This is a genomic window from Microbacterium yannicii, assembly GCF_024055635.1.
GTDB classification, from domain to species: domain Bacteria; phylum Actinomycetota; class Actinomycetes; order Actinomycetales; family Microbacteriaceae; genus Microbacterium; species Microbacterium yannicii.
In genome coordinates, this window is the sequence record NZ_JAMXMB010000014.1 from 1 (window position 1) to 12,714 (window position 12,714).

Annotated in this window: 9 protein-coding genes; 5 read left to right on the forward strand and 4 right to left on the reverse strand. The window is 69.6% G+C overall.

The genetic code is table 11. The features are described 5' to 3' along the window. Nucleotides 1–364: 364 nt before the first annotated feature. A complete protein-coding gene (locus NCG93_RS06885) occupies nucleotides 365–1,507 on the forward strand; it encodes a Gfo/Idh/MocA family protein (RefSeq protein WP_206687641.1) in 1,143 nt (380 codons plus the stop codon). Further along, nucleotides 1,500–2,855 carry an FAD-dependent oxidoreductase gene (locus tag NCG93_RS06890; protein WP_194414682.1) on the forward strand — a complete coding sequence of 452 codons (1,356 nt, stop codon included), beginning with the start codon at nucleotides 1,500–1,502 and terminating at the stop codon, nucleotides 2,853–2,855. The genes NCG93_RS06885 and NCG93_RS06890 overlap by 8 nt, the downstream gene beginning before the upstream one ends. Before the next feature lie 49 nt (nucleotides 2,856–2,904). Here the strand turns inward: NCG93_RS06890 and NCG93_RS06895 are convergent, their stop codons facing one another. The 4 genes from NCG93_RS06895 to NCG93_RS06910 all read right to left on the reverse strand — a co-directional run bounded on the left by NCG93_RS06895 (nucleotide 2,905) and on the right by NCG93_RS06910 (nucleotide 8,260). Continuing rightward, nucleotides 2,905–3,342, reverse strand: coding sequence for a type II 3-dehydroquinate dehydratase (locus NCG93_RS06895; protein ID WP_194414681.1), 438 nt, complete (start codon nucleotides 3,340–3,342; stop codon nucleotides 2,905–2,907). Between the two features lie 81 nt (nucleotides 3,343–3,423). Then, entirely contained in the window at nucleotides 3,424–4,701 is a 1,278-nt protein-coding gene (locus NCG93_RS06900) for a TRAP transporter large permease (protein ID WP_194414680.1), read from the reverse strand. Nucleotides 4,702–4,703: 2 nt separating this feature from the next. Beyond that, nucleotides 4,704–5,360: a TRAP transporter small permease gene (locus NCG93_RS06905; RefSeq protein WP_194414679.1), complete on the reverse strand. Its 657-nt coding sequence runs from the start codon at nucleotides 5,358–5,360 to the stop codon at nucleotides 4,704–4,706. Between the two features lie 206 nt (nucleotides 5,361–5,566). Further along, nucleotides 5,567–8,260: an outer membrane protein assembly factor BamB family protein gene (locus NCG93_RS06910; RefSeq protein ID WP_194414678.1), complete on the reverse strand. Its 2,694-nt coding sequence runs from the start codon at nucleotides 8,258–8,260 to the stop codon at nucleotides 5,567–5,569. Nucleotides 8,261–8,567: 307 nt separating this feature from the next. Here NCG93_RS06910 and NCG93_RS06915 point away from each other — a divergent pair, with 307 nt between their 5' ends. The 3 genes from NCG93_RS06915 to NCG93_RS06925 are packed head-to-tail and all read left to right on the forward strand — an operon-like array spanning nucleotide 8,568 to nucleotide 12,687. Beyond that, on the forward strand, nucleotides 8,568–10,016 hold the full coding sequence (locus NCG93_RS06915; RefSeq protein ID WP_194414677.1) for an aldehyde dehydrogenase family protein: 1,449 nt from the start codon (nucleotides 8,568–8,570) through the stop codon (nucleotides 10,014–10,016). Further along, nucleotides 10,013–10,927 carry a citryl-CoA lyase gene (locus NCG93_RS06920; protein WP_194414676.1) on the forward strand — a complete coding sequence of 305 codons (915 nt, stop codon included), beginning with the start codon at nucleotides 10,013–10,015 and terminating at the stop codon, nucleotides 10,925–10,927. Before NCG93_RS06915 ends, NCG93_RS06920 begins: the two co-directional genes overlap by 4 nt. After that, entirely contained in the window at nucleotides 10,924–12,687 is a 1,764-nt protein-coding gene (locus NCG93_RS06925; RefSeq protein WP_194414675.1) for a thiamine pyrophosphate-binding protein, read from the forward strand. The genes NCG93_RS06920 and NCG93_RS06925 overlap by 4 nt, the downstream gene beginning before the upstream one ends. Nucleotides 12,688–12,714: the final 27 nt, after the last annotated feature.

The following is a 12,714-nucleotide window of genomic DNA, read 5'->3' on the forward strand; positions in this document are numbered from 1 at the left end:
GCCGACGCGGCCAATAGGCCGCGTCGCTTCGAGCGGGCTGTGCTCATGGGACTCTCCTCTGATGTGCGCACGTCGTCGTGCGGGTTCTGACGTGTCAATCGGTCGCCGGTGCGTGACGTGCCGTCGACGTTCCTCGCGCGGGGCGAGATCCACGTCGACCACGCTGTCACGGTGCGGCCGTGTGGCAGTGCTGACTCTTACGGACTTCGATCGGCCGGCAAAGCGATGTCCCGTCGAGTGGAACATGGGGTCCGCGGCGCTCGGCGGGGGCTTCACCGCTGAATGGAACGATCCGCGCGCGTCGCCCCATCGTGCCATACGCTCGGGCCGACTCTCGCCCGCGACCACGATGCAGGGAGGCGCCGTGACTGTATCCGGACCTCCGCCGGTGCGCATCGGGGTGGTCGGCGCCGGGTTCATGGGGCGCCAGCACATCGACTTCGTTCGCGCGTCCACCGGAGCCGCGCTGGCGGCGATCGCCGACCCCGCCGTCACCATCACGGAGGCCGCGTGCCCGACGTATCCGTCGACCGCCAGGATGCTGGATGCCGAGCAGCTCGATGCGGTGATCGTCGCCAACCCGAACGCTCTGCACGTGGACACGGCGGTCGCGTGCCTCGAGGCCGGGGTCGCGGTGCTGCTGGAGAAGCCGGTCGCGGTCTCGTACGCGCAGTCCCGCCGGCTCGTCGATGCGGTCGAACGGCTGAACGGGCGGCTGCTGGTGGGGCACCACCGCCGTCACCATCTGGCGGTCGCACGGGCACGCGCCGCGATCGGAGACGGCGAGCTCGGCCAGGTCGTCGCCGTCACCGCCCTCTGGTCGGCCCGCAAGGAGCCCGAGTACTTCATCGACACGCCCTGGCACAGTCAGCCCGGGGCGGGCGTCACCCTCATCAACGCCGTGCACGACCTGGACCTCCTCCGGCACCTGTGCGGGGAGGTCGCCGAGGTGCAGGCGATGCAGAGTTCGCACGCCCGTGGGCTCGAGGTCGAGGACACCATCTCGCTGACCCTCAGATTCGAGAACGGCGCCCTGGGGAGCCTTCTCGCCTCCGACGCGGGAGTCTCGCCCTGGGGCTGGGATCAGGCGACCGAGGAGACGCCCGCCTTCCCGTTCCTGCCCGACGAGGTCGCCTACCGCATCGTCGGCACACGCGCGGCGCTGTCGGTGCCGAACCTCGCGAGGTACGGCTACGACGCCTCCGTGCCGCCGGACTGGCACTCGCCGCTCTCGCGCACGTACCTCCCGGTCACGCCGCGCGCGTCGTTCCCCGCCCAGCTCGATCACTTCCTCGAGGTCGCGCGGGGGACGACGGCGCCCCTCGTCTCGGCGGACGACGCGTCACGCACGCTCGCACTCGTCGAGGCGGCGGCGCTCGCGGCTCGCAGCGGCCGCACGGTGGATGTCCGGCGCTTCCAGGCCGCTGCGCAGACCGACGTCGCCGCGCACCCCGACGACGCATCGCCCGACCACCCGGCGACGGGAGGACGCGATGGCGGTGCATGACGCCCGAACCTTCGACGCGATCGTCGTCGGAGGCGGACTCGCGGGGCTGGCCGCGACCCAGCGGCTGGCCGCCAGCGGGCTGAGCGTCGCCCTCGTCGAGAAGCGCGACCGCCTCGGCGGCAGCTCGGCGTTGAGCGGGGGGTGGTTCGCGCTGTCGGGCACCGCCGTCCAGCATCGGGCGGGCGTCGCGGACGCCGCCGACATCTTCCTCGCCGACATGGTCGCGACCGGCGGCGGCTTCGCCGACACCTCGCTGCTGGATGCGCTCGTCGCCCGTCAAGAGCACGCCATCGCAGCGATCGACCGCGCGGACGCCTGGACGGAGGAACTCAAGGTCAGCGCCGGCATGACGATCGCGCGCGCCCACCTGATCCGCATCCGGCGTCTGCTGGCGCACCTCGAGCGTGAGGCGCTCGCCGCAGGTGCCGTCATCCTCCCGGGTCGCCCTGCCGACGAGCTGGTCACCGACGGGGGACGGGTCGCCGGCATCCGATCGGGACGTGCTGTCTTCGGCGTCGACGCGGGTGTGGTGCTCACGACCGGCGGCTTCTCGCGCTCCCGCGCGCTCCTGGATCTGTTCGTGCCCGACCAGGCGGCGGCGATGCCGTACGGCGGCGTGGGCAACACGGGCGACGGACTCCGCATGGCATGGATGCTGGGTGCCGGCCTTGCCGACGTCGGGCACGTCGCAGGCACCTACGGCCAGCACCCCGACGCGACGGACGACGAGCACGAGCTGCTGACCGCCAACTACCTCGGCGCGATCCTCGTGAACGCCCGCGGCGAGCGGTTCACCGACGAGTCGGAGTCGTACAAGGTGCTCGGTACGGCGGTGATGAGCCAGCCGGACGGGATGGCCTTCCAGGTCTTCGACTCCGTCGTGCGGGCGCGTTCGAGGCCCGGCGTGCCGCTGTCGGACATGGAGCGCATCGAAGCTCTCGGCCACCTGGTGGATGCCCCGACCCTGTCCGAGCTCGGGCGCAAGGTCGGCATGCCTCCCGGCGCGCTCGAACGCACGGTGGAGCGCTACAACGACAGCGTCGCCGGTCGGGAGGCCGACCCCTTCGGCCGGACCGGCCTCGTGAACGGCGTCGGCGGGCTCGAGCCGGTCGAGACCGGGCCGTTCTACGCCTATCCCGCGGTGACGGCCATGACCTCGACCTACGGCGGCCTGAGTGTCGCGACCGACACATCGGTGCAACGGATCGACGGCAGCAGGATCGAGCACCTCTTCGCCGCCGGCGAGGTCGTCGGCGGATTCCACGGCGCGTCCTACATGACGGGCACGGCGCTCACCAAGGCGCTCGTGTTCGGTATCGAGGCGGCCGACCGGATCGCCGCCGCCTGACGCGCGCGCCCGCGGGTCGGCTCCCGGCCGGCCGCCGCACGGTCGAGGGTCAGGTGGTCAGCCGGTCGGCGGCGCGGATGGCCAGTTCGTAGCCGTACACGCCCGCGCCCGCGATCACGGTGCGCGCGACCGTCGAGATGATCGAGTCGCGATGGAGGGCATCACGGGCGTGGATGTTCGTGATGTGCACCTCGACCACCGGGGTGGACAGCATGTGCAGTGCGTCCAGCAGCGGCACCGAGCCGAAGCTGAAGCCCGCGGGATTGATCACGACCGTGGCCTGCTGGCGGAACGCATCGTGCACCCACTGGACGAGCTCGTGCTCCGCGTTGGACTGCGCGAAGAAGAGCTCGAAACCGACTTCGCCCGCGACCCGCTCGCAGTCGGCGCGCACGTCGTCCAGGCTCGCGGTCCCGTAGAGCTCCGGTTCGCGCACGCCCAGCATGTTGAGGTTCGGGCCGTTCAGCACGAAGAGCTTCCTCGTCATGGATGACTCCTTTCTCACCCGGGCCGTTCCTCCGATGTCCCGGCGCCGCGGGCGCAGGGACATCGGAGGAACGGGGGGCTTCTACAGACCGATCAGCGTCGGCAGGAACGTGACGATGACGGGGAAGAGCGTCAGCAGCAGCAGGACCGTCCCCAGCGGGATCAGGAACGGCAGGATGCCGCGGAACAGCTCTCCCATGGGTCGGCGCGTGATCGAGCCGACGACGAACAGCACGGCGCCGACCGGTGGTGTCAGAGATCCGATCATCAGGTTGAGGATCATCAGCACGCCCAGCTGCACCGGGTCGATCCCGAACTGGGCGACGATCGGCATGAGGATCGGCACGAGCACCAGGATGACCGGCGGCGCCTCGAGCGGGATGCCGAGCAGGATCAGCAGCACGTTCAGCATCAGCAGGAAGACGATCGGGTTGTCGGTGAATCCCGTGAGCCACTCACCGAGCGCGCGCGACACCTGCTCGCGGGCGAGCACCTGACCCATGAGGTTCGAGGCCCCGAGGATCAGGAGGATGCCGCCCGCGATGACGACAGTCTCCTTCGCCGACTTCCAGAACACCCGCCAGGTCAGCGTGCGGTAGATCGCGCCGAGGACCAGCATGTACACCGCCGCGATGCCGGCGCTCTCGGTGGCGGTGAAGAGTCCGCTGAAGATGCCGCCGAGGATGATCACGGGCAGCAGGGCGGGGCCGATGACGCGCACGGCCGCTTTGCCCAGCATCCCGCCGTTGAACGGTCGACTGACCGCGACGTCCGGGTGCCGGCGCACCCAGAAGAAGACGTACAGCGCGAGGCCGACCGCCATGAGCATCGCCGGGATGATCGATCCCGCGAACAGCGCCCCCGTCGAGATCGACGCCGTCGCCGCGAACAGCACCGCGGGGATGCTCGGCGGCATGACCGTGCTCATCAGCGAACCCGACGCCGTCAGGCCGGCGGAGAAGCCGTAGGGATAGCCCGCCTTGAGCATCTGGGGGATCTGCACCTTGCTGGTCGACGCGGCATCCGCCAGGGCGGAGCCACTGATCCACGAGAAGCCGATCGCGGTGCCGAGGTTGACGTAGGCGAGGTTGCCGGGCAGCCGTGGGAGGAGCGCCCGTGCCAGGTCGTACAGGCGCGTTGCGATGCCGAGGTTGTTGGCGATCGTGCCGACGAAGATGAACAGCGGCACGGCGAGCAGCGGGAAGCTGTTGATGCCGTTGACGATCGACGAGATCGCGTACCCCGCCGACAGGTTGTGGCTGTAGAAGTAGAGCATGCTCGACGCGATCATCGCGAAGGCGACGGGCACCCGCAGCAGCAGGAAGACGACGAACAGCAGGATGTAGAGCCAGAGGTCCACGCTCAGCCCTCCATCTCACCGATGTCGAGCTTGCGCTCGGGGCGGTTCGCGTAGGGGATCTTGAACGACGAGTGGATCGCGGCGGACACGAAGCCGACGAGCGCGAAGATGTAGAGGACGCCGACCGGCACGTGCATGGCGGCGCTGAGCCGGCCCCATTCGGTCTCGATCTTGACCCACGCCTCGTAGGCGAGGGCGAGGCTGGTGGCGACCATGATGACGGCGGAGATGACCCGCAGGGCGACGAAGAGCCGGGTGCCGGCGAGCATCTCGTCGAACATCTCCAACACGATGTGCCCGTTGCGTCCGACGAGGTAGCCGGTCGTGATGAACGTCATCGCGATCATCGAGAGCAGTGCCAGCTCTCCGGCGCCCACCCAGCTGATGGCGGGGAAGTACCGGCCGAGCACCTGGTACATGACGCCGAAGATGATGCCGGCGAACAGCGCGACCCCGATCGTGATCTCGATGCCCGAGAGGATGCGGATGAACACGGGGTCGGGCGGGACGCCCTGGTTGAGCTTGGGCGTCGTGTAGAAGGTGTTCGTGTGCGGGTAGATCGACTCGCCCACCCCCGGCTCGTGCGCCGCGTCCGCTGCCGCCTCGGACTCGGTGCCGCGAACCTCTTCGGGTTCCGCCCCGGGGTCCTTGTCGGTCATGGCGTCACCGCCGCGGTCTCAGGATGCATTGCCAACCTCTCTGTAGGTGCCGGGCCCGGCATGCGCGCGCGCATCGCCGTCCCTGTGACTCTGGTCTGCGGGCGGGGGTGCGCAAAGAAGAGTTTCGCCGAATGGGACACCGGCCGCACGCACCGATCCGCCCCCGTCGCAGGCGACGGAGGCGGATCGGTGTTCGGTGGGAACGGCTACTTGACGACAGGCACCGTCGCCGTCGAGGAGAGCTGCTCCTGCACCCCCGCGGGGTTGAGGACGTTGATCCGCAGGGTCAGCGCCGCCTCTCCGGCCGGCACGTTGTTGTCGACGTCGTCGGCGTCGAACCGGACGATGACCCGGTTCTTGTTCGCCGTCACTTTCGACGCGACGATCGGTGTCGACGACAGCGGCGTGATGAGCACGGCGCCGCTGTCATAGGTGTACCCGGCCGGCAGCTCGAAGTGCGCCGAGACCTTGCCGTCCACGCCGGTGAACAGCCCCGTCTCGGAGCCGAGCTGCAGTGTGCCCGGTGTGAACTTCAGCGCACCCGGCTGATCCTGCGGCACGAGATACACCTCGATCTTGCCGGTCGGCCGCGGATCGGTGCAGTCGTTGAAGAAGTACTCACCGGCACGGTCGAACGTGTGCTGGTAGGTCTCTCCGGGCTGCAGCTTGACGTTGAACTCGCCCTCGAAGAACTGCGTCGCGCAGTGCGCCTTCGTGTTCGGGAAGTTCGGGAACGTCTCGGCTCCCGGGTTGCGGAACGTCACCGTCGTGCCCACCGGCACCCGCAGGTGCGTCGGCTGCATGCCGTTCTGCGACACGCTGTCGCGGGAGGCGGCGTCGTCGGCCGTGCGGCTCGACCGTGCGAGCAGCACGGTGTTGCCGACCGTCGAGCCTTCGACCGCGGCACCGCCTACCGGGCGACGGATCGTCAGGGGCGCCGTCGCCGGCCCTTCCTGGCTGCCCGACTCGGTCGTGTAGTCACCGCCGAGCTTGAACGACCACAGCGAGTCGCCCTGGGTCACGGATCCGCCGTACGGGTTCGTCGATCCGGCCGCGATCACGGCGACGTACTGCTCGCCGTCGACCTCGTAGGTGACCGGCGCCCCCGAGATGCCGGAGCCCGTCTGGAACTCCCACAGCACGTCGCCCGTGGCCGCGTCCATCGCCAGCACCCGGCCGTCGATCTGGCCGACGAACAGCAGATCGGATGCCGTGGTCAGGGGTCCCTGGCCGTGCGACATGTCAGTGCCCAGGTGGTTGCGCCACGCGACCTCACCGGTCGACGCGTCGTACGCCAGGATGCCGCCCGTCTGGTACTGACCGATGGCACGCAGGCCGTTGGCGGCTGCGCCGTCGTAGTGGGCGACCGGGTTCGTGCCGTACGGGAAGTACACCAGGTTCGTGCTCTGGCTGTACGAGTTGTTCGACCAGTCGCCGCCGCCGTTCTGGCTCGTCGTCGACAGGATCGGCGCCTCGAACTGCGGGTCGTAGAGGCATCCCTCGCGATGGCCCGACGAGCCCGCCGGGTAGGTGAGGAACGGCTCGTCGACCGAGACGTAGCTGTCCGGGTTGAACACGAGGTTGCCGTCGGCATCCGCCTGATACCCGTTGTAGTTCGGCACGCCGCGCCAGGGGTTCCCCGGGATGTTGTCGGCGCTGAGCTTCTCCCACTCGACGCAGTCCGGCAGGAGCCGCGTCTCGGGCATGGGCTGGGTCGCCGCGTTGTGCTGGCGCGAGTCCGTGATCACGGGCTGCTCGGTCACAGGAAGCACGGGCTTGCCGTTGGTGCGGTCGATCACGAACTGGTGACCCGACTTGCTGCCGTAGAAGGCGACCTTGCGCTCCTCGCCGTCGACCGTGATGTCGGCGAGTGTCGGAGGGTGCACGTTGTCCATGTCCCACACGTCGTGGTGGATGGACTGGTAGTGCCACTTGAACGCGCCGGTCCTGGCGTCGACGGCGACCATCGTGTCGGAGAACAGATTGTCGCCCGGACGCCCGGAGGCGTTCTGCGACGACGTGCAGCTGCGCGCGTTGCCGAAGGTCATGATGTACGTGCCGAGTTCGGTGTCGACGGCGCCGTGCATCCAGGAGGTCGCACCCCCCTCTTCCGCGCAGTCCGTGCCGTCGGCCTGTACCGGGCCCCACGTCGCCGACGCGTCGAACGTCACGCCGTCCAGGCCGGTGAACAACTGGCCGCGCTTCGGCCCACCGAAGAAGTGCCAGAGGTAGTGCCCGTCGCTCGCGTCCAGCGCGACGACCGCGCCGCGATCGCCGTCCGCTGCGTGGGCGTAGACGACTCCGTCGTAGTACACGGTCGCGACCTTGCCGACGCGGCCGAGGTCTTCGCCGTTCGCTCCGGTGGGCTGCACCGCCCACACCTCCGCGCCGGTCGCCTGGTCGAGGGCGACCACGCGGTTGCCTCCGGCCAGTGTGAAGATCTTGCCGTCGCCCGCCGAGACGCCCCGGCGAGTGGTCGACGTTCCGTAGGCGGGCTTGTCCCACTTCCAGATGGCGTCTCCCGTCACGCCGTCGACGGCGATGACGCCACCGCTGGGCGTGTCGACGTAGATGACGCCTTCGACGACGATCGGCGTGGTCTGCTGGCCGACGTTGGCCGACGCGGGCGCGACGGCCGAGAGGTGCGTCCGCCAGGTCGGGGCAAGCTCGTCGAGGTTCTCGCGCGTGATCTGCGTGAGACCCGAGTAGTGCTGGTTGCCCAGATTGCCGCCGACCGTGGGCATGTCGGCGCCGGTCGGCTCGAGTCCGCTGAGTCCGGCCGGTGGGGCCGGGTCGGCGGGTCTGGTCATTCCGTAGGCGGGTGAGGCGGCGATGGCGAGCACGGCCACCAGCGCGCCGATCCCCGCCGTTCCCAACCTCATGGTCAGTCGTTTGCGCATCCCTTGCTCCTTGATCGTCTTCGATCCGGCAATGCGGGGACCTGCCCGCGCGTCGCCGCTGTGGGGAATGCCGTCCGGGCCGTCGACCCTGGGGGATCGGCCACTCCGGCCGGCGCTCGGACGCTAACCCCGGGTCACCGAGGCGGCAACCTCGCGACCCATCGAGTGGTACAGCGGATGCCGCGACCGGCGACCCGCGCCGCCGCGATCCCTCCCCTTTCTGCCCAGTGGGACACGCTTTGTCGTCGGCGTAGGCGCCTGCATAGCATGCGGCGATCGGCACCAATGCCCCATGGACGGAGTTGTCATGGCTGCTTCAGCACCAAAATCCCTGTCGCCCGAGCAGCAGCAGGAGCTCGATGAGGTGTTCGCCCGGGCGCGCGCTGCGCTCGCGGTCATCGAGACCTATGACCAGGCGCGCGTCGACCGGCTGATCCGCGCGGTGGCCTGGGCGGTGGCCAATCGCTCGTCGTTCCACCGCCTGGTCGAGATGGGCATCGAGGAGTCCGGCCTCGGCGACTTCGACAGCCGCATGAACAAGCGGATGAAGATCCGCGGCGTCCTCCGCGACGCGCTGCGCAGCCCTTCGGTCGGCATCATCGAGGAGGATGCCGAGAAGGGCCTCGTCAAGTACGGCAAGCCCGTCGGGGTGATCGGCTGCGTCGTCCCGACGACGAACCCCGACCTCACGCCCGCCGGCAACGCCATCTACGCGATCAAGGCGCGCGATGTCGTGGTGTTCTCGCCGCACCCGCGTTCGAAGCACACGACCTTCGAGACGGTCCGGCTGATGCGCGAGGCGCTCGAAGCGGAGGGCGCTCCCGCCGACATCCTGCAGTGCATCGAGCTGCCGAGTCTGGCGGCATCCCAGGAGATCATGCAGCGCGCCGACCTCGTCATCGCCACCGGCGGGCAGGGGCTGGTGCGCGCCGCCTACAGTTCCGGGACGCCGGCCTACGGCGTCGGCGCGGGCAACGCGACCGAGTTCGTCGACGAGACCGCCGATCTTCGCGAGACCGCGCGCAACTGCGCGCTGTCCAAGACGTCGGACTTCGGCTCGGGCTGCTCGGCCGACGGCAACGTGCTCGTGCCCGCCGCCCGATATCGCGAGATGCTCGAGGCGCTCCAGGCCGAGGGCGGGTATCTGGCGACCGCCGACCAGCGCGCCGCCCTGCAAGCGGTCATGTGGGATGCCGAGGGGCACCGGCTGCCCGACACGGTCGCCGTCTCACCGCAGAAGCTCGCGCGCGCCGCCGGCTTCGACATCCCCTCCGACAGCCGGTTCATCGTGGTCGAGGGCGACGGCATCGCCGAGGACCGGCAGTTCTGCAAGGAGAAGCTCACCACCCTGATGGCGGTCCACGCCTATGAGGGCGGATTCGAAGACGGCGTCGAACTGGCCAAGAAGCTGTACGACATCGGCGGCAAGGGCCACTCCTGCGGCATCGCGTCGACCGACGACGCGCACATCGACTACTTCGCGCGGCACATGCCCGTCTCGCGCATCATGGTGCGCCAGCCCAACTCGAAGGCGAACGCCGGATCCTTCACGAACGGGATGCCGATGACCTCGTCGATGGGATGCGGCACGTGGGGCGGCAACATCACGTCCGAGAACGTCTCGCTGCGCCACTACCTGAACACGACGTGGGTCTCACGCACGATCGCGGAGGACCGGCCGTCGGACGAGGAGCTGTTCGGCGACTTCTACGACGCTGCGCTGGAATCAGCCGACACCGCGGCGGCGACGCGATGAGCGCCACCGACGACGGCGCCCTCGACGATCGCGGGGTGGCGAGCGAGCCGGGCGACGAGCCGTCGGCCGAGGAGCTCGTCGACGAGGCCCGGCGATGGTGGCAGACCGACATCATCGACATCCGTCCCGGCGAGATCGCACTGCGCGGGTATCCGATCGAGCAGCTCATCGGCAACGTCGGCTTCGTCGACACGATCTGGCTCATGCTGCGCGGCGAGCTGCCGTCGCGGGCACAGGCGGCGCTGCTGGAGTCCGCATTGGTGGCGTCCGTCGACCACGGGCCGCAGGCGCCGTCGATCGCGATCGCCCGGATGGCGACCACGTGCGGCGCGCCGGTGAACGGTGCGATGGCTTCGGCGATCAACGTGCTCGACGACATCCACGGCGGTCCGGGGGAGCAGTGCATGGAGCTGTACCTGGAGGTCGATGCGGAGCTCGACCAGGGGCAGGGCCTCGACGACGCGATCCGTGTCGTCCTGCAGCGACGGCGGGACGCGGGGGTCACCTACATCCCGGGCTTCGGCCACCGGTTCCATCCGCTCGACCCGCGCACCCCGCGTCTGCTGTCCCTGGTGGACGCGGCAGCGGCGGACGGCGCGGTGAGCGGGCGGTTCGCGACGATCGGGCGCGCTGTCGAGGCCGCCATCAGCGCGGGGAAGCCGCGGACCATCCCGATGAACGTCGACGGAGTGACCGCGGTGATCTACTGCGAGCTCGGCTTCACCCCCACCCTCGGGCGAGGCGTGTTCATCCTGGCCCGCTCGGTCGGCATCCTGGCGCACGCGAGCGAGCAGATGGTGCAGGGCGGGCGCATCAAGGGCCCGGTGCCCAAGTCCATCGGCTACACCTACACGGGGCCGGCGCGCCGGTCGGTCCCGGTCGACGGCGACGAAAGAAGGAGCACCTCATGAGGGACCTGGTCTCGAACCAGATCGTTCGCTACCTGGAAGCACGCGAGGTGGAGCACATCTTCGGCCTCTGCGGCCACACGAACATCGCGCTGCTCGCGGCGCTCGAGAAGAGCGACAGCATCTCGTTCGTCAACGTGCGGCACGAGCAGATCGCGGCCCACGCGGCGGACGGCTATGCGCGCGCAGCCCACCGGACCGGTGTCGTCCTCACGCATCTGGGTCCCGGTCTGACGAACGCGACGACCGGTGTGGCCAATGCGGCCCTCGACTCGATCCCCATGGTCGTCATCGCCGGCGACATCCCGACGCACTACTTCGGCAAGCACCCGCACCAGGAGATCAACCTCCACGCGGATGCCGCGCAGTACGAGATCTACCGGCCCTTCGTCAAGCGCGCGTGGCGCGTCGATCAGCCGCACCTCATCGCCGAGGTGCTCGACAAGGCGTTCACGCTGGCCGAGAGCGGGCGTCCCGGTCCCGTCCTCGTCGACGTGCCGATGGACGTCTTCTCGGCCGAGATCGATGTCGCCCTCTTCGACAGGGTCATCGGCAACACCCGCGCCCTCGTGAAGCCGGGGCTCGACGAGGGCGTCGCCGAACGGATCGTGCAGAACCTGCTGGATGCCGAGCGGCCGGTGCTGTACGTCGGCGGGGGCATCGTCGCCGCCGGCGCGGCGCCCGAGCTCGCCGAGTTCGCCGAACTGCTCTCGCTCCCCGTCGCCCACAGCCTGATGGGCAAGGGCGCGATCCCCGACGACAGCCCGCTCGTGCTCGGCATGACCGGATTCTGGGGAACCGCGTTCACGAACGAGACCACGCGGACGGCGGACTGGATCCTCGCGCTCGGAACGCGGTTCGCGGAAGCCGACTCGAGCTCGTGGTACACCGAGTACACGTTCGACATCCCCGGCACCAGGCTCATGCAGATCGACGTCGACCCGGCCGAGCTCGGCCGCAACTACCCGCTCGAGATCGGCGCGCTCGCCGACCTCAAGTCCGCGCTGGCGGCGCTGCTGCGTGCGGCCCGCCGTCTGGCCCCCGACGGCGTGCAGCGCACGGAGCTGCTCTCGCAGATCGCCGCGAACCGCGCGACGTTGAAGCTCCAGAACGCGCCGGCGCAGGCATCCGATTCCTGGCCGATGCGGCCCGAGCGGATCCTGTCGGAGACGAGGGAGGTGCTGCCCGCGGACGCGATCATCACCACCGACGTCGGCTGGAACAAGAACGGCGTGGGGCAGCAGTTCGACATCCTCACGCCGGGCAGCTTCCTCACGCCGGGCGGCTTCGCGACGATGGGCTTCGGCGGGCCGGCCGCCGTGGGTGCCAAGATCGCCTGCCCCGACCGCGTGGTCGTCTCGCTGGTGGGCGACGGCGGCTTCGGCCAGAACCCGGCGGTGCTCGCGACGGCGCGCGAGCAGGGTGTTCCCGTGGTCTGGGTGGTGATGAACAACAACGCGTTCGGCACGATCGCGGGCCTCGAGAAGGCCGCGTTCGACACGACCTACGGCACGGTGTTCGGCAGCGCCGACGACCCGATGTACACCGACTTCGCGGCGATCGCCCAGGCCTACGGGGTCACCGGCATCAAGGTCGAGTCGGCGGCGGAGTTCAAGCCCGCGCTCGAGCGCGCGATCGCGCTCGGCAGCCCGGTGGTGATCGACGTGTCGATGGTGAATGTGCCGACCCCGACCACGGGTCACTGGAACATCCTCGACATCTACTCGCCCGGCGAGACGGTGGAGCACGTGGCGATCCCCTGACCGCCCGTGGTCGCGCGTCAGACCGTG

What these genes read in the sequence shown, in the direction of transcription:
- NCG93_RS06895 (WP_194414681.1), bottom strand. Translation starts at nt 3,342, where the DNA reads ATGACGAGGAAGCTCTTCGTGCTGAACGGCCCGAACCTCAACATGCTG.
- NCG93_RS06905 (WP_194414679.1), bottom strand. Translation starts at nt 5,360, where the DNA reads ATGACCGACAAGGACCCCGGGGCGGAACCCGAAGAGGTTCGCGGCACC.
- NCG93_RS06910 (WP_194414678.1), bottom strand. Translation starts at nt 8,260, where the DNA reads ATGCGCAAACGACTGACCATGAGGTTGGGAACGGCGGGGATCGGCGCG.
- NCG93_RS06915 (WP_194414677.1), top strand. Translation starts at nt 8,568, where the DNA reads ATGGCTGCTTCAGCACCAAAATCCCTGTCGCCCGAGCAGCAGCAGGAG.
- NCG93_RS06920 (WP_194414676.1), top strand. Translation starts at nt 10,013, where the DNA reads ATGAGCGCCACCGACGACGGCGCCCTCGACGATCGCGGGGTGGCGAGC.
- NCG93_RS06925 (WP_194414675.1), top strand. Translation starts at nt 10,924, where the DNA reads ATGAGGGACCTGGTCTCGAACCAGATCGTTCGCTACCTGGAAGCACGC.